The sequence below is a fragment of the Campylobacter sp. MIT 99-7217 genome (assembly GCF_006864365.1).
Lineage (GTDB): Bacteria > Campylobacterota > Campylobacteria > Campylobacterales > Campylobacteraceae > Campylobacter_D.
The window spans coordinates 36,981-60,025 of the sequence record NZ_QHLJ01000003.1; the positions used below are offsets into that span (position 1 = coordinate 36,981).

General features: G+C 33.0%; 21 protein-coding genes and 2 pseudogenes. 11 read left to right on the forward strand and 12 right to left on the reverse strand.

Annotation, left to right across the window (positions count from 1 at the left end; translation table 11 throughout):
* Window position 1: 1 nt before the first annotated feature.
* On the reverse strand, window positions 2-814 hold the full coding sequence (locus DMB92_RS03215) for a flagellar hook-basal body protein (protein WP_142681624.1): 813 nt from the start codon (window positions 812-814) through the stop codon (window positions 2-4).
* A gap of 174 nt (window positions 815-988) precedes the next feature.
* Between DMB92_RS03215 and rpoD the strand changes: the two genes are divergently transcribed.
* The 5 genes and pseudogenes from rpoD (at window position 989) to DMB92_RS03240 (ending at window position 8,604) form a co-directional block, all read left to right on the forward strand.
* Entirely contained in the window at window positions 989-2,914 is a 1,926-nt protein-coding gene (gene rpoD, locus DMB92_RS03220; protein ID WP_142681625.1) for an RNA polymerase sigma factor RpoD, read from the forward strand.
* 30 nt (window positions 2,915-2,944) lie between these two features.
* The gene (locus DMB92_RS03225) at window positions 2,945-5,593 is read left to right on the forward strand and encodes a valine--tRNA ligase (protein ID WP_142681626.1); all 2,649 of its coding nucleotides are present in this window, start codon (window positions 2,945-2,947) and stop codon (window positions 5,591-5,593) included.
* Complete coding sequence (locus tag DMB92_RS03230) at window positions 5,590-6,552, forward strand: methionine ABC transporter ATP-binding protein (protein ID WP_142681627.1); 963 nt, start codon at window positions 5,590-5,592, stop codon at window positions 6,550-6,552. The genes DMB92_RS03225 and DMB92_RS03230 overlap by 4 nt, the downstream gene beginning before the upstream one ends.
* Before the next feature lie 14 nt (window positions 6,553-6,566).
* Window positions 6,567-7,202, forward strand: a pseudogene (locus tag DMB92_RS03235) (methionine ABC transporter permease); the annotation flags it as partial.
* A gap of 25 nt (window positions 7,203-7,227) precedes the next feature.
* The gene (locus tag DMB92_RS03240) at window positions 7,228-8,604 is read left to right on the forward strand and encodes a glycosyltransferase (protein WP_142681629.1); all 1,377 of its coding nucleotides are present in this window, start codon (window positions 7,228-7,230) and stop codon (window positions 8,602-8,604) included.
* On the opposite strand, the gene DMB92_RS09350 is transcribed toward DMB92_RS03240, so the two are convergent.
* The 6 genes from DMB92_RS09350 to DMB92_RS03265 are packed head-to-tail and all read right to left on the reverse strand — an operon-like array spanning window position 8,588 to window position 12,398.
* Window positions 8,588-8,932: an MFS transporter gene (locus DMB92_RS09350; RefSeq protein WP_260604736.1), complete on the reverse strand. Its 345-nt coding sequence runs from the start codon at window positions 8,930-8,932 to the stop codon at window positions 8,588-8,590. The two genes, DMB92_RS03240 and DMB92_RS09350, sit on opposite strands and share 17 nt — an antisense overlap.
* Window positions 8,929-9,747, reverse strand: coding sequence for an MFS transporter (locus tag DMB92_RS03245; RefSeq protein WP_260604737.1), 819 nt, complete (start codon window positions 9,745-9,747; stop codon window positions 8,929-8,931). The genes DMB92_RS09350 and DMB92_RS03245 overlap by 4 nt, the downstream gene beginning before the upstream one ends.
* 9 nt (window positions 9,748-9,756) lie before the next feature.
* Window positions 9,757-10,584, reverse strand: a complete 828-nt coding sequence (gene purU / locus DMB92_RS03250; protein WP_142681630.1) for a formyltetrahydrofolate deformylase — start codon at window positions 10,582-10,584, stop codon at window positions 9,757-9,759.
* The gene (locus DMB92_RS03255) at window positions 10,581-11,711 is read right to left on the reverse strand and encodes a CCA tRNA nucleotidyltransferase (RefSeq protein WP_142681631.1); all 1,131 of its coding nucleotides are present in this window, start codon (window positions 11,709-11,711) and stop codon (window positions 10,581-10,583) included. The genes purU and DMB92_RS03255 overlap by 4 nt, the downstream gene beginning before the upstream one ends.
* A complete protein-coding gene (locus DMB92_RS03260) occupies window positions 11,680-12,153 on the reverse strand; it encodes a CiaD-like domain-containing protein (protein WP_142681632.1) in 474 nt (157 codons plus the stop codon). Before DMB92_RS03260 ends, DMB92_RS03255 begins: the two co-directional genes overlap by 32 nt.
* On the reverse strand, window positions 12,150-12,398 hold the full coding sequence (locus DMB92_RS03265; protein ID WP_142681798.1) for a tetratricopeptide repeat protein: 249 nt from the start codon (window positions 12,396-12,398) through the stop codon (window positions 12,150-12,152). Before DMB92_RS03265 ends, DMB92_RS03260 begins: the two co-directional genes overlap by 4 nt.
* A 141-nt stretch (window positions 12,399-12,539) precedes the next feature.
* Between DMB92_RS03265 and DMB92_RS03270 the strand changes: the two genes are divergently transcribed.
* The gene (locus DMB92_RS03270; RefSeq protein ID WP_142681799.1) at window positions 12,540-13,808 is read left to right on the forward strand and encodes a M20/M25/M40 family metallo-hydrolase; all 1,269 of its coding nucleotides are present in this window, start codon (window positions 12,540-12,542) and stop codon (window positions 13,806-13,808) included.
* 19 nt (window positions 13,809-13,827) lie between these two features.
* On the opposite strand, the gene DMB92_RS03275 is transcribed toward DMB92_RS03270, so the two are convergent.
* The 4 genes from DMB92_RS03275 to DMB92_RS03290 all read right to left on the reverse strand — a co-directional run bounded on the left by DMB92_RS03275 (window position 13,828) and on the right by DMB92_RS03290 (window position 17,138).
* The gene (locus tag DMB92_RS03275; protein ID WP_142681633.1) at window positions 13,828-15,048 is read right to left on the reverse strand and encodes an MFS transporter; all 1,221 of its coding nucleotides are present in this window, start codon (window positions 15,046-15,048) and stop codon (window positions 13,828-13,830) included.
* A gap of 44 nt (window positions 15,049-15,092) precedes the next feature.
* Window positions 15,093-15,998 carry a cysteine ABC transporter substrate-binding protein gene (locus DMB92_RS03280; protein WP_142681634.1) on the reverse strand — a complete coding sequence of 302 codons (906 nt, stop codon included), beginning with the start codon at window positions 15,996-15,998 and terminating at the stop codon, window positions 15,093-15,095.
* Between the two features lie 136 nt (window positions 15,999-16,134).
* Window positions 16,135-16,629: a SixA phosphatase family protein gene (locus DMB92_RS03285; protein WP_142681635.1), complete on the reverse strand. Its 495-nt coding sequence runs from the start codon at window positions 16,627-16,629 to the stop codon at window positions 16,135-16,137.
* On the reverse strand, window positions 16,626-17,138 hold the full coding sequence (locus DMB92_RS03290) for a rhomboid family intramembrane serine protease (RefSeq protein ID WP_409513386.1): 513 nt from the start codon (window positions 17,136-17,138) through the stop codon (window positions 16,626-16,628). Before DMB92_RS03290 ends, DMB92_RS03285 begins: the two co-directional genes overlap by 4 nt.
* 126 nt (window positions 17,139-17,264) lie before the next feature.
* On the opposite strand from DMB92_RS03290, the gene DMB92_RS03295 reads away from it, so the two are divergent.
* Window positions 17,265-17,681, forward strand: coding sequence for a PepSY-like domain-containing protein (locus tag DMB92_RS03295; protein WP_142681637.1), 417 nt, complete (start codon window positions 17,265-17,267; stop codon window positions 17,679-17,681).
* Here DMB92_RS03295 and DMB92_RS03300 read toward each other — a convergent pair.
* Window positions 17,678-18,946 (reverse strand): aminotransferase class V-fold PLP-dependent enzyme, encoded by a 1,269-nt coding sequence (locus DMB92_RS03300; RefSeq protein WP_142681638.1) that lies wholly within the window; start codon window positions 18,944-18,946, stop codon window positions 17,678-17,680. The genes DMB92_RS03295 and DMB92_RS03300 overlap by 4 nt on opposite strands.
* 175 nt (window positions 18,947-19,121) lie before the next feature.
* On the opposite strand from DMB92_RS03300, the gene DMB92_RS03305 reads away from it, so the two are divergent.
* The 4 genes and pseudogenes from DMB92_RS03305 to DMB92_RS09525 all read left to right on the forward strand — a co-directional run bounded on the left by DMB92_RS03305 (window position 19,122) and on the right by DMB92_RS09525 (window position 23,044).
* Window positions 19,122-19,859, forward strand: coding sequence for a DUF234 domain-containing protein (locus DMB92_RS03305; protein ID WP_142681800.1), 738 nt, complete (start codon window positions 19,122-19,124; stop codon window positions 19,857-19,859).
* 2 nt (window positions 19,860-19,861) lie between these two features.
* On the forward strand, window positions 19,862-20,890 hold the full coding sequence (locus tag DMB92_RS03310) for a sensor histidine kinase (protein WP_142681639.1): 1,029 nt from the start codon (window positions 19,862-19,864) through the stop codon (window positions 20,888-20,890).
* Between the two features lie 156 nt (window positions 20,891-21,046).
* Window positions 21,047-21,925: pseudogene (locus DMB92_RS09520) on the forward strand (nitrate- and nitrite sensing domain-containing protein); the annotation flags it as partial.
* A gap of 438 nt (window positions 21,926-22,363) precedes the next feature.
* Entirely contained in the window at window positions 22,364-23,044 is a 681-nt protein-coding gene (locus DMB92_RS09525) for a methyl-accepting chemotaxis protein (protein WP_409513387.1), read from the forward strand.
* Window position 23,045: the final 1 nt, after the last annotated feature.

Consider the following 23,045-nt stretch of genomic DNA (forward strand, 5'->3'; position numbering starts at 1 on the left):
TTTAATTTGTACTTGCAAGCTTAGAAATAGCTTCTTGATTAAGATCGTCCATATGAGAACTCATCACCTTTTGATACATTTCAACCATGCGATTTGCTTCTATAAGTCCTGTCATTTCAAGAACCAAATTAACATTTGAACCTTGAGAATAACCCTGTCTAACTGAATTTGAGTTTTCAAGATCGCGAATTCTTGTTAAATCATCTATCCTATAAACATTATCCCCATCTTTTTCTAAGGCTCTTAAATCATCAACCTGAGCAATAAAAAGTCTTGCATTTGGAACATTATCAACGCTAATATTTCCATTTTTATCTGCATTAACAAAGACTGAATTTGGATTAATCCTTATGCCGTCTGTATCAGGATTGTTAAAATAATTACTACTTAAGACCCTATAACCTTGTTTATTAACCAAAAAGCCATCGCTATCAAGTTGAAAATTTCCATCTTTACTCAGTCTTACCTCGCCGTTATTTGTCTTAACAAGATAAAAGGTATCTTCTCTAACCATTGCCATATCTAAAGAATTATTTGTATGCTTTAAAGAACCTGTACTAAAATCAGTGTAAGTTTGACTGATTTGAGGCACACGGTCAATCGTTGTATTAACAAATCTTGAAGCATCTCTTGTATGATTTTGTATAGGTAGTTCATCTTGAACTTCTCTAAAAATCCTTTTAAAATCAGCAATGACAACATCATCTTTTTTATAGCCACTTGTATTGACATTAGCTAGGTTATTCGTGATCACATCTAAGCGATTAAATTGCGTAACCATGCCACCAGTGGCTTGATAATATCCATTTTGCATGTTTTTCACCTATAATTTCAATATTTCAGCAAGATTAAGCATAAAGCGTTCCAACTTTTTTTACCTATAAAATTATAGACTAATTTTCATTAATTTAATAAATTTTTAATATAAAAAAAGATAAAATCTTAGACCTGCTACTTTTCAAACAGAAAAACTCTTAAAAGGAATGCCATGCCTGAATTCACAAGCAAAAAAACAGAAAAAGAACTTGAAGAGTATTTTCAAAGTAATGCGAAAGATTATATTACTTATGAAAAATTAGTTAAATTTTTACCAAAAACACCGGGTATAAATACCGCAAAAAAAATCGATTCTTTATGTAAAAAATATAAGGTCAAGATTTTTTCTTCAGCCGAGATAGCTAAAATGCAAAATATAGAAGATGCTAAAAAACTCCAAGAAGAAAAGAAAAAACTTCAGGATCTAAGTTTAGAAAATGAATTTGACTTGGCTGGAGATAATGACTTGCTCGAGTGGAGTAGAAGCGATTCTCCTGTTCGTATGTATCTTAGAGAAATGGGACAAATTTTACTTTTAAATAAAGATGAAGAAATAGAAATTTCCAAAAAAATCGAACTTGGAGAAGATATTATCATCGATGCTTTTTGCTCTGTGCCGTATTTGATTGATTTTATATTAGATTATCGCGAACCTTTGATTAACCGAGAAAGACGAGTAAAAGAGCTTTTTAAAAGCTTTGAAGATGAAGATAAAAATGATGATAGCACTGATGAGGATTTAGAATTTGATGGAGAAGATGAGGATTTAGAATTTGATGGAGAAGATGAGGAAAATTCAGAAAATAAAAATAATATAAAACTAGAAAAAAAAGCTAAAAAGGTTAACAATAAAAAAGAAGATGAAAGAACTCTTAAGGTGGTGGAAAAATTTAAGGCTCTTGAAAAGGCAAAAAAAGAATGGCTTAAAACCACACAAAATTTTAAAGAAATAGAAGGCAATGAACTTTTAAATAAGCTTGGTATAGCTTTTAAGAAAAATATACTCAAAGAAAAACTTATGGATCTTGGTCCTACTTCAAAACTTATCAGCGAAATTGTTAAATCAATGGAAACAGCCTTAAAAAGTGATGATGAATTTGATAAAGAGCTTAAAAGACTTGAATACCGCTTACCTATGTTTTCTGATGAACTTAAAAGTCGTCATGCAAGCATACTTGAAAAAATCACTCAGCTTAGTAAAGAAGAAATAACCGAAATGGCTTTAGAAACAACTATGGTCAGCACTTATATGGAGATAAAAAAGCTTTTTCAAACCAAAGAAGCAAGTAAGAAAAGCTTTGATCTTGATAAGGAGAGATTAAAAGAGATTTTAGAACAAATCAAAAGAGGTAAAAAAATCTCCGATGAAGCTAAAAACAGAATGGCAAAGTCAAATTTAAGACTTGTTGTAAGCATTGCTAAACGCTACACTAACCGCGGTTTGCCTTTTTTAGATCTTATCCAAGAGGGCAATATAGGGCTTATGAAAGCTGTTGATAAATTTGAGTATAAAAGAGGTTATAAATTTTCAACCTATGCCACTTGGTGGATAAGACAGGCTATTTCAAGGGCAATTGCTGATCAAGCAAGGACTATTCGCATACCTATTCACATGATAGAAACGATCAATCAAATCAATAAAATTATTCGTGAATACTCCCAAAAAAATGGCAAAGAACCCGATGTGCAAATCATTGCCAAAGAGGTTGGTTTAAGTGTAGATAAGGTTAAACAAGTCATCAAAATCACAAAAGAGCCTATTTCTCTTGAAGCACCTATTGGCAATGAAGATGATGGCAAATTTGGTGACTTTGTCGAAGATAGAGCTTCTCTTTCTCCTATGGATCATATCCTAAAAAACGATCTTAAAGAACAAATTGATGAAGTTTTAGATCAACTTAACGACAGAGAAAAAGCTGTGATAAGAATGCGTTTTGGTCTTATGGACGATGAAAGCGATAGAACCTTAGAAGAAATCGGCAAGGAACTTAATGTAACAAGAGAAAGAGTAAGGCAAATTGAAAGTTCAGCAATCAAAAAGCTTAAGCACCCAAAAGTAGGTAGAAAGCTCAAAAATTATATTGAAGGTTGGAAATAACAACTATAAACTAAATTTAAGGTTAGTTTTATGTATGATAAAAGTATAGAAAAAAAATATTATGAGATATGCGAGCAAAGAGGCTATTTTGAAGTAGATGGTAATAAAAAGATCCAAGAAGAAAATAAATTCTTTTGCATAATGATGCCACCTCCTAATGTAACAGGAGTACTTCACATAGGACATGCCCTAACCTTTAGCTTGCAAGATATTTACACCCGCTATAAAAGAATGGACGGCTTTAAATGCCTTTATCAACCAGGGCTTGATCACGCTGGAATAGCCACTCAAAATGTGGTTGAAAAAGAGCTTTTAAAAGAGGGTATCAAAAAAGAAGAGCTTGGGCGTGAGGAATTTATCAAAAGAGTTTGGAAATGGAAAGAACAAAGCGGAGGCAAGATCTTAAATCAAATGAGAACCTTAGGCATAAGCCCCGCTTGGTCTAGGCTTCGCTTTACTATGGATGAGGGTCTTGCAAATGCGGTTAAAAAAGCCTTTGTGAGCCTTTATAATGAGGGGCTTATTTATAGAGGCGATAGGATGATTAATTGGTGCACTAAAGATGGAGCCTTAAGTGATATAGAAGTTGAGCATCAAGAAAATAAGGGCAAGCTTTATCATCTAAGATATTTTTTGAAAAAAAGCGGCTTTAAGGGTGGAGAACTTGGAAATTTAAAAGAAGGAAAAGATTATATAGTAGTAGCTACCACCCGTCCTGAAACCTTTTTTGGAGATAGTGCTGTGATGATCAATCCAAAAGATGAAAGATACAAAGACCTGCTTGGAGAAAAGCTTCTTTTACCCTTGGTGAATAAAGAGCTTGAAATCATTGCTGATGAGGCTGTTGATATGGAATTTGGAACAGGTCTTGTTAAAGTAACCCCAGCTCATGATATGAATGATTATGAGGTTGGGCTAAGACATAGGCTTGATTTTGTAAAGATCTTTGATGAAAAGGGCATTTTAAATGAGCATTGTTTGAACTTTCAAGGACTTGAAAGGCTAGAAGCAAGGGACTTGATAGTAAAAGAGCTTGAAAAAATGGGCTTTGTTGAAAAAATAGAAGATTATAATAACCAAATAGGGCTTTGCTATCGCTGTAAAAATGTAGTCGAGCCTTATATCTCAAAGCAGTTTTTTGTCAAAAGTGAGATAGCAAAAGAAAGCATTGAGAGGGTAAATTTAGGACAAATGAGCTTTTTTCCACCTCACTGGATCAATTCTTTCAATGCTTGGATGAGGGATTTAAAGGACTGGTGCATTTCAAGACAGCTTTGGTGGGGTCATCAAATCCCTGTTTATTATTGTGAATGTGGAAATGAAATTGCCAGCCAAAATCCCCCTTTAAAATGCGAAAAATGTGGATCTTCGAACTTAAGGCAAGAAGAAGATGTGCTTGATACTTGGTTTAGCTCAGGGCTTTGGGCTATGAGTACTCTTGGCTGGGGTAATGAAAAATTTGGCGAGGGTAAGCTTTGGCAAAAAGATGATTTGAAGCATTTTTATCCAAATTCTTTACTCATAACAGGCTTTGATATACTCTTTTTTTGGGTGGCTAGAATGCTCTTTCAAAGCACGAAAGCCTTGAATGAACTTCCCTTTAAAGAGGTTTATTTACACGCTTTGGTAAAAGATGAGCTTGGTCAAAAAATGAGCAAGAGTCTTGGAAATGTCATCGATCCAAATGAGAGCATAGAAGAATTTAGTGCTGATATCTTGCGTTTTAGTCTTGCTCTTTTAGCCGTTCAAGGAAGAGATATTAAGCTAAGCCGTGATAAGCTTATACAAGTTAGAAATTTCACTAATAAGCTTTATAATGCTTGCGAATTTTTACTTTTAAATGAGCCTAAATTTGAGGATTTAGATCAAATAGAGCTTAAAAGCGAGCTTGGCAAGTATCTTTTTTCTCGTTTCAATCTTTGCGTTTTTAACGTAAGAGAGCATTTAAAAAACTACCGCTTTAACGATGCTTCAAATACGATTTACCGCTTTTTTTGGGACGAGTTTTGTGACTTAGGCATCGAACTTTGTAAAGCTGAAAAAGCTTGTATAAAAGAGCTTGGAAGCATTTTTAAAGAGGCTTTAAGACTTTTAAATCCTTTTATGCCCTTTATTAGCGAGTATTTATATCATAAATTAAGCTCAACCAGCCTTGAAAATAGCGATTCTTTAATGATAAGCAAGTATCCTAAATTTAGCCAAAGAGATGAAAAAGCTGAAAAGCGTTTTAGTCTCATCATAGAAAGCATAGTAAGTATTAGAAGGGCTAAGGCCTTGCTAGATCTTGGCACAAGTAAGATTGCTAAGGCCTTTGTTAAATTTAATGAAAGAGGCGATGAAGAGCTTATCAAAGAATACAAGCATTTTATAAAGGCTCTTGCAAAATGCGAAGAACTTGAATTCACTCAAATAAATATAGACAAGGCTAGCTCTGATGTGAGTGAAAATTTAAAGGTCTTTATACCACTTGAGGGCGTTGATCTTAGTGCTATCATAAAAAGGCTTGAGGCAAGAAAGATAAAGCTAGGAAAAGAAAAAGATAAGCTTGAAAATATGCTAAAAAATGAAAATTTTATCAAAAATGCTCCAAAAGAAGTTTTAGCTCAAAATGAGCAAAATTTAGCAAATTTAAAGATCCAGCTTGAAAAAATAGAAGAAGAATTACAGAGGCTAAGATGATTAAGATAGATAAGCTTAAAAAATACTACGGCAAGGATCTTGTCATAGACGAGGTCAGCCTTGAGGTAAAAAAGGGCGAAATTTTTGCCATCGTTGGACATAGTGGGGCTGGAAAATCCACCCTACTTCGTTGTATAAACGCTCTTGAGGATTATCAATCAGGCTCTTTAAAAGTCTTTGATAAGGAAATTAAAGAACTTGCTAAAAAAGATAAGGATTTAAGGGCTTTAAGAAAGCAAATAGGCATGATCTTTCAGCATTTTGCTTTGATGTCAAGAAAAACCGTCTTTGAAAATGTAGCTATGCCCCTACAAATGCACTCTTTTAGTAAGAGTGAAATTTCAAAAAAAGTTAACGAGCTTTTAGAGCTTGTGGGTCTTAGCACAAAGGCAAGATCTTATCCAAGCGAGCTAAGTGGGGGACAAAAGCAAAGAGTGGCTATTGCAAGGGCTTTAACTCTCAATCCTCAAATTTTACTTAGCGATGAGGCTACTTCAGCACTTGATCCAAACACCACTAAAAATATACTTGAACTTATCAAGCAAATCAATAAAGAGCTTAATATCACAGTAGTTCTAGTAACTCATCAAATGGAAGTGGTTAAAGAAATAGCCAAAAAAGCTATCTTGCTTGAGGCTGGCAAGATCATAGGAAGCGGGGAAATTCAAGAGCTTTTCTTAAAGCCAAATGCTAAAATGCAAGAGTTTTTAGGAGAAAATGACTTTTTGCCTCAAAATGGGCTTAATATCAAGCTTTATTTTCCAAAAGAAGTAGCGCAAAATAGTGTGATTACTTCTATGGCAAGAGAATTAAATATAGATTTTAACATAGTCTGGGGCAAGATAGAAAAGCTAAATGACATAGCCTTAGGAAATTTAGTTATTAACATAAACGAGAACCACAAAGATAAGGTGCTTGAGTATATCGATAAAAGTGGCGTTTTATGGGAGTTAGCATGAGCGATTTAATTAATAATTTTGATAATATTTTACTACCTGCCTTGATAGAGACCTTATATATGAGCCTTGTTTCAACTTTGCTTGGCTTTGTTTTGGCTATAGTTCCCGGAGTTTTACTTTGTGTGTGGGATAAAGAAGGACTTTGTGAAAATAAAACAGCATACGCTGTGCTTGATTTTTTTGTAAATATAGTGCGTTCTTTTCCTTTCATCATACTTATAATAGCCCTAATGCCACTAACTCGCCTAATAACAGGCACAAGCATAGGAACGACAGCGACCATAGTCCCACTAACCCTTGGCATAGCTCCTTTTTTAGCCAAGATGATAGAAGCGTCCTTAAAAGAAGTTGATAAAAGCATAATAGAAGCAGCCAGATCTTATGGGGCTAGTAAGCTTCAAATCATCTTTCGTGTGATGTTTGTAGAGTGCTTACCAAGCCTTATAAATGGACTTACCCTAACTCTTATCGTTGTGATCGGCTTTTCTGCTATGGCTGGCACAGTTGGAGGTGGTGGGCTTGGCGATGTGGCTATTAGATATGGGTATGAACGCTTTAAAACAGATATCATGATAGAAACTGTGATTGTTTTGCTTGTTCTTGTCCAAATCATACAAATCATAGGCAATATGCTTTATAGAATATCCAAAAAATAGCTAAGGAGTTTATGAAAGTATGTTTCATATCTTCTTTTGTGCAAATGAAGCCTATGTTAAATTTGCAGCCGTGATGATATATAATATCATCACAAAAACAAAGACGACGCTTAAATTTAAGGACTTTTTTGATAGTCAAAATATAAGCAAAGAGCTTTTACCCTTTCAAAAAGATATTTCTTACATTCACTCATCTTGTGATGAAGCTTATATCTTTCATATTTTAAGCGATAAGATAAGCTCTCAAAGCAAGGAAAAACTTGAAAAACTTTGTGAAAATTTAAACAATATATATCCTTGCAGGCTTGAAATTCATTTTCTTAATGATAAAAAATACCAAGATAGCTTTGCTTATAAGGGAAATTTTATAGCAAATTTTATACTTGATTTTGTAGATTTTTTACCAAATGAAGCACAAAAAGCCTTAGCACTTGATCTTGATATGTATGTAAATACTGATTTAAGAGAGCTTTTTACCTTAAATTTGCAAGATTATATTGTAGCTGTGGCGAGTAATTACACCCAAAAAAGTAAATGGTTTAACACGGGCTTTGTGCTTTTTAATGCTAAATTATATCAAAAATTTCATATCCAAGAAAAGGCTCTTGAGTATATCAAAACTTATAAACCAGAACTACCCGATCAAGCAGCTTTAAATATATGCTGCAAAGAAAAGGCTCTTTTTTTGCCCTTAAATTTCAACCTCTATCCCCACGCTGAAAATGAAAAATACGGCAATTTTGTCGATGAAAATGAACAAGCTTTTATGAATATGAGTAGGAAAGAATTTGAAGCATTAAAACAAAATGCTAAGATTGTGCATTTTTTGGGTTGCTCTAAGCCTTGGAATAGCGTATTTGAAAGCAAAGAAATCAAAATCACAAATTTTCGCACTCTTTGGTGGAAAAATGCCTTTCAAACTCCGTTTTTTAAAGATGAACTTAAAGAGCTTGCATTTTTTATGCAAGAAAAAGAATTTAATACGCTTTATTTAAGGCTCAATGAAAGGATAGAAAAGAGTTTTGAAAACAATCCAAATTTAAAAAGAGAAAAAACAGGAGCTGTTTTTATCTTTAAAAACTCCCTTGAATACAAAATCGGCGAAGAAATGATGAGCATAAGGCAAGGATTTATAAGCTATCTTAAATTTTATTTTAAAGCAAGAAAGATTATTAAAGATCATAAAAATTATGAAAAATTCTATAAAGCCATGTGTCGTATCAATCCTGAGCTTTATTTAACAAGATTGCAAGATTACGCAGATTATGAAAATGCACTTGCACTGAAAAGACATCTTACTTATCGCTTAGGCGAAGCCTTTATGCAAGCGCATAAAAAGCCTTTAAAATATTTATGGCTTTTAAGGAGGATTAAGGAGCTTAAAAAAGAGTTTTAGTCCCAACTTTTATATAAAGCAAACAAGCAAAAACGGCGATAAACGCCCCTATAAAGCCTATATAAGAAATCCCTAAATCAGCATAAACAAAGCCACCCACAAAAGCACCCGTTCCAATGCCTACATTATAAGTGCCTGAGTAAATGCTCATGGCTATTGTCGTGGCATTTGGAACTGCTTTGATGATGAGACTTTGACAAACAAGTCCAAAAAGAGCAATACTAAGCCCCCAAAAAGCACACAAAATAATGATCAAAAAAGAATTTACGCTTGAAAATGGGAAAAGTAAAACCAAGCACAAACTCAAGCCAAAAACAGCAAAACTCACAAAAAGCCTAACATTTTGAGCAAAAAATTTAGAAAATAAAAAACCAGCCAAAAGCCCATCGCTCCAAAAAGCACCAAAATCCAAGTGATACTTGCCTCACTAAAGCTTTGTGCTAAAAAAGGCTCTATATAGCTGTAGGCTGTAAAATGAGCGCTGATTAAAAAAAGCGTGAGCAAGCAAAGATTGATAAAAATTTTATTTTCAAGCAAGGAAGGCAGGGTTTGCAAGGAAAGATTTGACTGGCTTGGCAGTTTAGGAGAGATTTTATAAAGCAAAATCCAAGTGATAAGCCCTAAAATTCCAATGCTTAAAAAGGTCATTCTCCAACCCAAATATATCCCAATCACTCGCCCCAAAGGAAGCCCCAAAATCATCGCCACAGCAGTTCCGGTAAGCACTAAAGAAAGAGCTATGGCTTCGCCTCCTTTTGGAGCTGATCTTACCGCCATAACAGAAACAATAGACCAAAAAATCGCATGAGCCGTTGCCACCAAAAGCCTTGAAAAAATGAGCAAACCAAAGGAATTTGCCAAAGAGCTTATAATGTGAGCAAGGATAAATAAGGCTAGTATGCTTAACATAAGTTTTTTTAGCTCTATTTTTGAGCTTAGAAGCATTAAAGGAAGCGAGGCTAAGGCTACAACCCAAGCATAAAAAGTTATCACAAGCCCTACAGCTGCTTCACTTACACCAAAATCCTGTGCGATGAGACTTAAAATGCCAATGGGCATAAATTCCGTGCTGTTAAAGATAAAACAAGCACAAGTGATGACAAAAACGGCAGAATAAGCCTTTAAAGCTTGTAAAATTTTCATCACAAAGCCTTAAAAAACTATGGTTTTGTTTTTATAGATAAAAATTCTATCATCAAAAACTAAGTCCAAAGCCTTTGATAAAACATTTTTTTCTACATTTTGTCCCGCTGCTTTCATATCCTGCCAAGAATACTCATGACTTACGCTGATAGTATCTTGAGTGATGATAGGTCCTTCATCAAGATTGTTATTAACAAAATGAGCCGTTGCGCCGATGATCTTTACCCCTCTTTCATAAGCTTGTTTGTAAGGGTTTGCTCCTATGAATGCAGGCAAAAATGAATGATGAATATTAATAATCTTTCCCTCAAAAGCTTGAACAAAATTTGGGGTCAAAATTCTCATATATTTAGCCAAAACCAAATAATCAAGCTCGTATTGCTCTAAGCACTCAAGAACCTTTTTTTCATGCTCTTCTTTGCTTAGTTCATCACATTTTATAGCATGATAATTGATCTTAAATTTACGCACCAAATCTTCAAGTTCATCATGATTTGACACTACGGCTTTGATATCAGCCTCAAGTGCATTGCTATAATGCCTAATCAACAAATCCCCCAAACAATGCGTTTCTTTAGTGGCAAAAATCACGATATTTTTTTTGCGTTTTTCACAAAGCTCTATAAAAGAATCCTTTGATAACTCATCTTTTAAAGAAGATAAAAACTCCCTTTCATTAAAGTCTCCTTGCAAACTTGCACGAAAAAAGAATTTATCCTCGCCCACAAATTCATCATTTTTGATGATATTAATGCCTTGTTTAAAGATAATGTTTGAAATTTTATAGATCAAACCTTTTTCATCATTGCAAGCAATTTTTAAGATGTGCGTTTTCATCTTTTTTCCTCTAAATTTTTAAGATATGTTTTGATCGCTTCTTCTTTCAAAGCTTGTATTTTTTCTCCTAAAATCTTACCACTAAAGCCCTGCTCTATCAGCTTTTGTGTAGAAATTTGAACAATAAATTTCTTATCATAAAAGCCTAAATTTTTAGCCCTTTGAACTCTTTTTTCATCAAAAAGCCCAAGCCATTCTTTCAAAGGCTTATCAAGAGCGATTTTTAATAAGTCAAAATCACTCATCTCATCTTCAAAAAAGGCTTCATTTGCCTTGATGAAAAGCTCTTTTTTAAGCTTGGTTTTTTGAAAAAATATCTTTTTATCAAGATTAAAAAAATTTAAGTAAAGATACAAAAACAAGCCCTCATCTTTGATAAATACCCTTGATCGATCAAGTAGGACTTTAAATTTTTCGTTTCTTTTTTTATCTTCATTATAAAAATGAAAAATTTTTTCCTCTAAGCCAAGTTCTTGAAGCAACTCAAAGCCAAGCTTTAAATTTGAAGCTTTGAAAAATTTATAAAGCTCAGCATTGATCCTATCAAGACTTAAATCACTAATATCCATGGTTTTCATAAGCTCTAGCGTTTCTAAAGAAACTGCTAAATCAAATCTTGCCACAAAATGCACAGCCCTTAAAACTCTAAGGCTATCTTCTTTAAAGCTCTTTTCATCAATATGACGCAAGATTTTATGCTCTAAATCCTTTAAGCCCTCATAAAAGTCCAAAACACGACCATCATAAATGTTCATCATCAAAGCATTGATAGTAAAATCTCTTCTTTTTGCTCCTGACTTTTCGTCATTACAAATTTGAACCTCAAAGCCCTTATGACCATGAGAAATTTTGTTTTCATATCGTGCTAGGGCTAAATCATAGTTTTTGTATTTATAAACAAAAAAGCTTTTTCCAACCCCATTTGCTCCAAGCTTTTGCATAAGCTTATCAAAAAGCCTTGGATCTAAATCATAAATTTCTATATCAAAATCGCTAAGTTCTAAATTTAAAAGACTATCCCTTACGCTGCCGCCAACAAGATAAACCCTCTTTGTAAAAGGCTTTAAATACTCAGCTATAAACAAAAGCCTTGGATCAATCTTTAAGCTTATCTTCGATATTTGCAAGTAAAAACTCTAAAAAATTTATACTCAGCTCAAGTCTTGCAGGCAAATCCTCTTTATCCACGCTATTTAAACCCTCAAAAAGAACCAAAATTCTTTCTCTAATGTTTTTTAAGAAAAGTTCATCATTAAAACTCATCTTAGCTTCTTCGATTTCATTAGGCTCTTCTTTTACGATCTTAGCTTCGTTTGTGCTTGTAAGTAAAAATTCTTTTTCAGGAACAGCCTCATCTTGAGCCTCTTGTTCTATTTTTTCCTCATAAGGCATAAAATCAATCACTTCAGCCTCGTTTGAATCGATAAGTTGCTCATCGTGAGTTTTAGCTGAGGCGATTTTTTCTTCAAGTTCTTCTTTATCGTCTTTTTTTTGGGGTTCTTGTTTGTTTTGTTCTATTTGGGTATGCACTTCATCGATTGCTTTTTTTGCTAAGTCTTCTAAATTCATATCTTTATCAACCACCTTTTAAATTCGTTTATCTCTTCAAAACTTTTCATATTGATAAAAAAATCGAGCATTTGAGTGTTAAGATCCTTATGTTTGGAACGCAAACCACTAAGTCTTCTTACCGCATCAATGGCATTTTGGTTATTAGGATCATCTTTTAAGATATTTTTATAAATTTCCAAAGCCTCACTTTTAAGCCCCTGAGCTTCGTAGATAGAAGCTTCTGTTATGGTATTTTTAGCCACTATTTTACTTTCTTGATTTAAAATTTGCAAGGATTTTACCAAAAAGCTTTTTAAGTTTTGTTTAATTTAATCATAAATTTAAAACTCAAAAGCAAAATTTTAAATTTATTATGCGATAATTTTGCTTTTATGAAAGGAAAAATCATGGAAGTTATCAAACACTTTAAAAAACTAAGCCAAATCCCTCATTGTAGTTTTGATACGGCTTTAATGAAGGATTTTTTGATAGATTATGCAAAAGCACAAAATTACGAAGTTCAAACCGATAAAGCAGGAAATATCCTATGCTCAAAAGGAAATCCAAAAATTTGCCTACAAAGTCATTATGACATGGTTTGTATGGGCGATGCTCCTAAGATAGAACTTTTTGAAGAAGATGGCTTTTTAAAAGGTAAAAACTCAAGTATAGGTGCTGATAATGGCATGGGTGTAGCCTTGATGATGCAAATGATGAAGCAATTTGATCATCTTGAATGCTTGTTTACCAATGATGAAGAAGTGGGCTTACTTGGGGCAAATGGCTTAGAGCTAAAGCTTAAGGCTTCTAGGCTTTTAAATTTAGATCATGAAGATGAAAATGAGGTGATTATCGGCTGTGCTGGTGGGGTTGATTTAAAGGCTGAGCTTAGATACGAAACTAAGGAGCTTGAAGCACAAGTTTATGAGCTTGAAGCACAGGGTTTTAAAGGTGGGCATTCTGGTATAGACATTATCAACAATGTTAAAAGCTCTATCAAAGAAATGGCTAAATTTATCAGCAAAAACAAGGGCAAGATCATAGAATTTAACGCAGGAGAAAGGATAAACTCCATAGCCAAATTTGCAAAAGTTCTTGTTTGTTTTGAAAATCCCCCAAAAGAAAATAAACATATCAAATGCACTTTTCTTGGAGAAAAAAAGGTAAAAATTTGCCAGCAAAGCGACAAAGTTTTAGCTGCCATAAATGCCTTTGCACAAGGAGTTAGAGCTTATAGCAAGGATCTTAGCATAGTGCAAAGTAGTATAAATCTTTCTATAGTAAAAATGCAAGATGAAAAGATCATCTTTGAACTTTTTGCAAGATCAAATGTCCTAGAAGAGCTTGAAAGTTTAGAATTTGAAACAAAGGTGTTTTTTGAAAATTTTGGCTTTGAGGTAAGTTCTTATAATTTTTATCCGCCTTGGGAGGGACAAAGAAATGAATTTAGTGATAAGGTATTTGAAATTTTAGCAAAGCACATTAAAGAGCCTAAAATCCTAGCCGTTCATGCGGGGCTTGAGTGTGGTATCATAGAAAAGAAACAAAAACTACTTTGTGCTTCTATAGGTCCAAATATCTACAATCCTCATTCTACTGATGAAAGATGCGAGCTTAGCTCAGTTGAAAAAATGACACAAATCGTTGAAGAAGTTATCAAAGCACATCAATAAAATCATAAATTCAAGAAAACTAAACCCTTTCTTGAATTTTTTTTACCAAAAATACGCAAAATAAACTCGCCAAAGCCACAAGTATAAAATAATACCCAAGATAATGATCATAAATTTGATCGATAACAAAAGGCGTGATATAAACGATAAGAGCATAAGAAACATTATAAGCAAAAGAAAGTCCGCTAAATCTCAAAGAACTTTTAAAAACAGCCGTCATGAAAATAGGAGCAAAGCTTATGATTCCTTGCATAAAGCATGCCAAAAGATAGTATAGTAAAAAATTTTCATCATATAAACTCAAAGCAAAGCCAAAGCAAGCAAAAAGTATGCTAAAAATAATGCAAATTTTAAAATTCCCAAAAAAACTTGCCAAAGCTCCTTGTATAAAACTTCCTAAAATCACAGCCACAATAGCAAAATTTGAATACAAAAGCTTTTGCACCTCATCTCCCATAAACATATCAAAATGCTTTGGTATGATAGTAAGTGTAGCTAAGCCACTTGATAAGATAAAGCTCATTAAAACACAAACAAGCATGGGAAGCTTATGTGTTTTTAAAGCCTCGATAAGAGGAAATTTAAGTAATTCTTGATTTTTCTTTAGTCTTTCAAATTCCGGTGTTTCATTAAGCTTTGTTCGTAAAAAACAAGCCAAAATCCCAAAAACTCCTCCTAAAATAAAAGGCAATCTAAAAGCATAGTCTTTTATCTCCTCTGTGCTAAAATTTACATTGATCCACAAAGACACAAGTCCTGCTAAAAGTAAGCCAAAGGTTAGAGTTGCTGAGATAAATCCTAATGCTAGACTTTTGTATTTTTCGCTTACAAATTCACTTACAAAAACCCATGCACCACTTATTTCAGCACCTACGGCTAAGCCTTGCACAATGCGTATCAAAAAAAGTGAAATAGTAGCAAAAAGTCCTATACTTTCATAACTAGGTAAAAAAGCTAAGGCAAAGCTTGGCAAGATCATCATCAGCATAGAAATGTAAAAAACATTTTTCCTGCCCTTAACATCGCCAAAATGTGCAAAAACCATAGCTCCAAAAGGACGAGCTAAATAACCTGCACCAAAACTTGTCCAAACTCCAACATTCGCCCAAAAGGCATCATCAGGAGGAAAAAAAACTTGAGCAAATACAGAGGTAAAAAAAACAAAAAGCACAAAATCATAAAATTCTAAAATCCCTCCCAAAGAGGCAAATATGGTATTTTTAATTGCTTTTGTTTTCATAAAAGATCTTTTTATAGGTTCAAGGACTTAAATGTCCTTGAAATTTAGAGTTTTCCACCCTCAATCACAACATCATCAGCGTTGATATCTTCAGTGAAATAAGTTTTTAATGTTTCATCATAAGCTTTGTGGAAAAATTGCTCATCGCCAAGCTTTGTGATAAGATCGTTGATGAAATTTTTAAGTTCATCATTACCCTTAGCTACAGCAGCAGCGATAACATCTTGATTTCCAAGTTCCTTAATGGCAACTTTAAAATTTGGATTTTCTTTAGTCCAAGCAAAAAGCAAGGTATTATCATGAGCTAAGGCTTCCCCTCTTCCATCAAGCAAGGCAGCAAAAGCTTCTGTGTTTTGATCAAATTTTAAAGTTTTGATCTCAGGGTAATTTGCTGTAAAATATGCATCAGCAGTTGTTCCTTTGTTTAAGATCAAAGTCTTATCCTTAAGATCATCAACTCCATTTACTTCTAAATCACTTTTTACTGCAACACCCAAAGCTACTTTCATATAAGGCAGAGTAAAATCCACTTGCTCAGCTCTTTCAGGTGTTTGAGTGAAATTTGCTAGGATCACATCAACCTTATCTGATTTTAAAAACTCAACCCTATTTGCTGCTTCAACAAGGACGAATTGAATTTTATTTTCATCGCCTAAAAGTTCTTGTGCAAGGCGTTTTGCAAAATACACATCATAGCCTTGATTAACACCATTTGTATCAACAAAACCAAAAGGAGGCTTGTCGCTGAAAACGCCTATCCTAATCACTCCATTTTCCTTGATCTTGTCAAGTGCAGAGCTAGTTGCGTTGCTATCTTCTTGTGGCAAACTCTGAGTTGTTTGCTCACTACTTGCATTTGCTTCTTGTTTTGCTGTGCTATCTCCACCAGAACAAGCACTGATGATAAGTGCAGCAAAAACCGCAAAAACTGAAAAAACTACTTTTTTCATTCTTTTACCTTTCTTTTTTCGGTTCTTAAAAAACCACTTGATTTAATTTGACATAATTTTATGACAAATTCTCGCAATTATACTCAATTCAAGATTAATTTAGTATAAATTTTTTTATTTAGTGTAAATTTTAAAATTATGATCTTTTTTCTTTTAAATTTTCAAAGAAAAGTAGTTTTGCATTATGGGTTTGTAGTTCTTTAAAGCTTGTGATATTAAGCTCAAGTCCAAGAACAGAACAAGTTGGAAAGCTCTGAAGACAAATTTCACTTAAAAGCTCACAAAGCTCTAGCATACAAGGATTATGCCCTACAATGAAAAGCTCATTAATCGTATCATCTAAGCTTTTTAAAATTTCAAAAAGCTCTAAAGCACTTATCTCATAAAGTCTTTGATCAAAAGAAATTTTATCCTCATCAAAGCCATACAAAAGGGCAAATTTCTTAGCTGTTTTTGCTGTTCTTAATGCAGGACTTGCAAGGAAAAAATCAGGTTTTAGATCGTATTTTTGAAGTCTTGAAAACATTGTTTGTATATCTTCTTTGCCTTTGGAGTTTAAATCCCTATCAAAATCACTTTCAAAGCCATTCTTTTGAGCCTTAGCATGCCTTACAATATAAATTTTTTTCATCTTATTTTTCCTTTAAGGAGTTTAAATTTCGCACACATATATCCACAAATAAAACCAAAAATATGAGAATACCAAGCGATATTTACTCCCATAAATATAGGCACAAAACTGATGAGCAAAAGTGCGACAATAAGCCCCTTTGTAGAGCTTTTATCTACAAAGGCGTAAAAGCCCATCAAAACGCAGATTGCTCCACTTGCACCAACGGTATTATAAATTCTACCAAAATAAAGAGCCTCAAAATAAATATAAAAAGCACTCAAAAGCGAGCAAGCAAGCCCACCACATAAATAAAGTATGCAAAAACGAAAAGAGCCTAAGTATTTTTCTAAGATCGTTCCAAACTGAAATAAAACAAGCATGTTTAAGATCACATGTGTCCAGCCACTATGCAAAAACATAGAGCTTAAAACTTGCCAATAGTAGCCCTCAAAAAATAAAACATTTAAACCAAAAACAACCTTTGCTTCATCACGAAGAAGTATAAAAATGGTTAAATTTATAGCAATGAGAGTAGCACTGATCAAGGATTGCCTTTTGTTATATTTTTAATATTATAATCAATAAAAGCTAAATTTCATTTTCAATTCACATAAAAAAAGTAAAATTAGATCATAAAAACAAAGGAAAAGCTTTTGAAAAAAATTTTTATTTGTATTTTTTTACTTTTAGAGCTTGCATTTTCTGATTTTATCGTATCTCCTGATGCTTTACCACAAAATATAAAGGATTTTTTAGTCCAGCATTTTCCAGATAGACAAATAGGACTTGTCCAAAGAGATAAAAACACTTATGACATTTATCTTAGTGATGGAACTGAAATAGAATGCTATTTAGATGGTACTTGGAAAGATATAGAAGCCTCATACACTCCCTTAAGTTTTTCAATTCTTCCTGCAAATATAGCCAACATAGTTAAAACAGAATACCCCCAAGCCTTTCTTACTGAGGTAAAAAGAAAGATTAATTACTACAAAATCAAGCTTTCTAACAACATGGAACTTTCCATTGATTTTAATGGTATGGTGTTTAAAAGAGAATTTGACGACTAGGCTTTAAGTTTTTTAATGCTTTCGTTGATTGATTTTATCACAAAGTCTATGTCTGCTTTTTCGTGAGTATAATGAAAGCTAAGTCTTAACCAGCCGGGTTTAAAGCTTAAGTTTTCATCATCTTTAAGCCCTAAAAGATCATGCCCATAAGGTCCAGCACAAGCACAACCTGCTCTACTTTGAATGCCAAATTTATCACTCAACACAAAGGCAAGATCAAAGGGGGAAATTCCTTGTATGTTAAAGGAAAAGATAGGCAAACGCTTTGTTAAATTTGAAGCATATAAATTTAAGTCTTTGATCTTTGCACTTTGCTTGAAAAAATACTCCTTAAGTTCTTCTTCTTTTTCTTCTATAAATTTAAGCCCTATTTCATCTCGTATCTTAAAGGCTAGACTCGCACGAATGAGCTGTAAAATGCCCGGCGTGCCAGCTTCTTCAAGATTTTCTTCATTTAAGAGATAATGCACGCTACTTCTGCTCACATAACCCACAGTTCCACCAGCTGCAAAACTTGGCTTTGATCCGCAAAGTTCTTTTTTTACAGCTAAAAGCCCACTTCCTCCAACCCCACCTATAAATTTATGAGAGCTGATAAACAATGCATCATAAAACTTGCAAGGCACATTTTTATAAGGAGCAAAGCTTGAGGCGTCAAAGGCGACTATGCCCTTATATTTTCGCACAAGTTTTGAAAGCCTTTCAAAGTCCGTTAAAATACCTGTAACATTTGAAGCAAGGGATATAGAAGCGATGATTTGTCTTTTGGAATTTGCTTTTAGGATACTTTCTAAATACTTAAAATCAAGCTCTCCTTGCTCATCTAAAGGGATACGCACGCACTCACAAAGCCCCTCTCTAAAGGAAAGCTCATTAGAATGATGTTCATAAGGACCTATGATAACAAGAGGTAAATTTTTCATGTCTAAATTTGAACAATACTTTTCCCTAAGTCTTGGAGGAGCAAAGATACCTAAAAGTTCTTGAAATTTCTTGATCGCCCCACTTGATCCTGTTCCACAAGCAATCAAAGCAAAATCCTCATTCAAGCCCAAACTTTTTTTTATAGATAATCTAGCATTTTCGTAGTGTTGTTGGGTTTTAAAAGAAGAGCTTGAACTATCTGAATGTGTATTTGCATAGGTTAAAAGCACTTTTTTTATTTCTTTTTCGACGCTTTTAAGTGCCAAAGCACTTGCTGCAAAGTCAAAATAATAAAGCCCTTTTTTTAAAATAATGTCTTTTTTTAAATTTTGTATATCCAAAAACAAACCTTAATCCAAATTTAGATAAAATTATACAATTTTATTTTTAAGAAAAGGAAAAATATCACATTTGAGCTTTGCTAAATTTGCAAAAAAATACAGCCACCTTAGCCTTGAAGAGCTTGTTGATTTTTATAGTGTTTTTGATGGACTTGATTTAGAGCTTAAGGGGGATTTGTTTTTAAGCATTAAAGAGCTTTTGTTGCCTTCTTATGAGGAGTTAAATAAGGGATTTGATTTTGATAAAGATACAAGCTTTGCCTTATATCTTTTAGCTAAAAATACGAGAAAACGCTATTCTATAAACCGCAAAATTTCACACTTTAAAGCAAATGCTATCATTAAAAATTTACTTCAAAAAGGTATCTTAAGCCTAGAAAAAAGCAAGGAAGAAAAGCCTCTTTTGCTTAAAAATCAAAAGGTAAAAAAGGATTTAAGGCATTATACCATTCAAGATAAGCTCCTTTTTAACACTCAATTTAGCCGTTTTTTCTTTCGTTTTTTAAAGCCAAATGAAAATCTTATCAAAAATCAATGCTATGATGAAGTGATAGAGCTTATAAAAAAGGATTTTGATAACTATCAAAGCTTTTGCTTTGAAGAACTTTGTAGGGAATTTTTAGAATTTAAGCTCGATATAAAAGGTGTGAGTAGCTTTTGGAATAAGGACATAGAGCTTGATTTATACTATGAAGATGTAAATTTATGCTTTGTTGGCGAGGTAAAGCTTAATAGAAAAATTTGTAAAAATGTCTTTAATCTCTTGCAAAATAAGGCGAAATCACTTTTTATAAAGCCTGATTTTTATGTGATTTTTTCAAAATTTGGCTTTTCTCAAGAAATTTTAAAAAATCAAGAACGCAATTTGCTTTTGTTTGATTTAGAGGATTTTAAAGAACTTATAGGGGTATAAAAATGGATAAAAAGATGTTGCAAAGACTAGATTCCAAAGAAAAAGAAGAGCTTGAGCTTGGGCTTAAGTCCTTGATAGAACAAACCTATGTTATCGAAAATGAATACAAACAGCTTAATGAAAGCTATGCTTCACTAAGAAAAACTATAAGCGAGATTATCGAGGTTTTGCCAACGGCACTTTGGGTTTTACACAAGGATAAACAAATTTTCTTACAAAATCACCAAGCCTTAGAAAATGAGGCTTTACTCAGCAAAATCGATACAACGAAGCCTCATTATGAACTTGAATTTGAGGGAAAATTTTATATTATCAAAAATACCTTTAAAGATGATAAAATCATCATTTCAGCCACTGATATAAGCGATGAAAAAAGAAATGAAAGGCTTGCAAGCATGGGAAGCGTTGCTGCACACCTAGCACATGAAATAAGAAATCCTATAGGTTCAGTATCTTTGCTTGCCTCAACACTTTTTTCAAGAACAGAACTTAAAAATAAGCATATCGTTCTTGAAATGCAAAAAGCTATAGCAAGAGTCGAACGCATAGTTAATTCGACCTTGCTTTTTACAAAGGGCGTGCATATAAATAAAGAAAAATTTGATCTTTTAGAGCTTAAAGATGAATGTGAGCAAGCTGTGAATTCGTATAATTTTTCAAGTGAAATAGACTTTGAGTTTGATTTTTTTTCTTTGCAAATTAATGCTGATAAGGCTTTACTTTCTTTAGTTTTGCAAAATTTGATCTTTAATGCTATTGATGCAAGTGAAGAAGCTGAGCTTGCCCATGCAAAGATTAAAATAGAATCTTTGCTTGATGATAAAGACTCTAAAAGGCAAATTTGTATCAAGGTTTTTGATGAAGGCGTTGCGATCAAAGATGAACAAAAGGTTTTTGAAGCCTTTAAGACAACAAAACTCAAGGGAAATGGCTTAGGACTTTGTCTTTGCAAAGAAATCATTAATGCACATGGCGGAGAAATAGGCTTTGAAAAAAATCCAAAATATTTTTATTTTACCCTACCCTTGTAAATTTTTATGGTTTATATAATAGCGATATTTTTCAAAAATAAAATGCGAAAAAAGGGAATATTTTTAAAAAAATAAACAAATATTATCTTTAAATTTACTTTTTATTAAGCCAAAAAAAGCTACCATAGAAAACCTATACTTTAATATGGAGTTAAAATGCTATCTTTTTTAAGTAATGTCTCTCTTAAAACTAAGGTCGTGATCTTGGTTTTTATCCCTGTTCTTGCTATTATCTTATTTTCTTTAAAAGAAATTGATTCAGCGCGTACGCTTGCTAATGAATACAAACACATCTATCAGCAAATTGCCTTGAGCGAAAAAATTTCAGCCCTTGTACATGAGATGCAAAAAGAAAGAGGACTTAGCGTAGGTTGGCTTACCTCTAAAGGAGCTAAATTTGACTCTGAATTAAAGGCACAAAGAGAGCTTACAAGCAAGGCTTATGATGAGCTTTTAAATTTTATCAAAAGTGAAGAAGAAAGTGATCTTACCCTCTTTGCTCAAGGTATAGAAAAACTTAAGGAGCTTTCTACAGCAAGACAAAATGCTGATACTTCTATCACAACTCAAGCACCTATAGCGGCTCAAACAGCAAGTTATTTCACATCGACTATTGCTTTTTTACTTAATGGGGTCTTAAATACCTCAAAAACTATCACTGATGCAAAAATTTCAGTAGATATGCTTGCATACTCAAGTTTTTTATATATCAAAGAAAGATCCGGTCTTGAAAGAGCACTTGTTAATGGTATTTTTGTAGCTAATGCTCCAACCAATAACACTATTTACAACAGATTCGTTAGTCTTACTTCAGAACAAGAAACATATCAAGGATACTTTTTTGCCTTTAGTGACGAAGAAAATATAAATTTGTATCAAGAAAAATCTAAGAATGAAAGTTTTGAAAAAGTACTTAAAATGAGGCAAACTCTTATAGAAAATCACGAAATTGGAAATTATGATATAAATCCTGAGGATTGGTTTAGTACCATTACTTTAAAAATAAACACCCTAAAAGAAATTGAAGATAGTGTTGCTAATAAAATCAATCAAAAAATTCTTACCCTTACTTTGGAGCAAGAGCAAAAATTATATCTTACTCTAGGTTTTGTTATTGTTTTACTAGGCATAGTCTTTGTTCTTTCTTTCTTTATCATTAGAAATATTACTTCTCGCTTAAAAAATGTCAACACCAAAATACAATATATCATTGATAATAAAATTCTTAAAGAAAAAATCCCCTCTCTTGCAAATGATGAGATTGATAAAATGACAAAGTCTATTAATGTGTTTATTTCTTATATGCAAAATGTCATTGCTGGCGTATTTCAGCAAACAAAAAATAATCTTGATATTTCAGATCAAATAAGTCAAATCACTCACAATCTTGATACAAGTAGCAAAGAAATTTCAAACATGAGTGCAAATAATGTTCGTTTAGGAGAAGAAAGCAGAAAAATCATTGAAGAAAACATGGAAATATCGCTTTCAACGAAAGAAGAACTTGAAACTGTACTCAAAGAACTTGAAGAAAATCAAGATATAGTCAATAAAATTAGTGATAAAATCAGACAAGATGTAACCAAAGAAGAACAAAATGTTCAAAAAATCAACACACTAGCTAGTGAAGCAAAAAATATACAAGCTGTTTTAGATACTATCACAGAAATAGCTGATCAAACTAATCTCTTAGCCCTAAATGCAGCCATTGAGGCAGCTCGTGCAGGAGAGCATGGAAGAGGTTTTGCTGTGGTGGCTGATGAGATAAGACAACTTGCTGAAAGAACACAAAATTCGATCACTCAAACAGGAAATATCATCAAAACCATACTTAAGTCTATAAGTGAATTTAATGATGACATGAAAGAAAATTTAGAATCCGTTCATGAACTTAGCATAAATGCTGATAATATGCAACAAAATATCACGCAACTGAGCGAGGTTATCAACACTGCTGTTAAAAAGTCTTTGGATTCTCTTGAAGGAACAAAGTCTGTAAATTCTCACACTTTAGATATACTTGAAAATGGAGATAAAATTAATGCTTGTGTATCTGATCTTATAAAAATCAATGAAAATATGCAAAGTATTTCAAATTCTCTTAGCGAAAAGACAAAAAATCTTAATAAAAGCTTAGCAGAATTTAAAATATAAG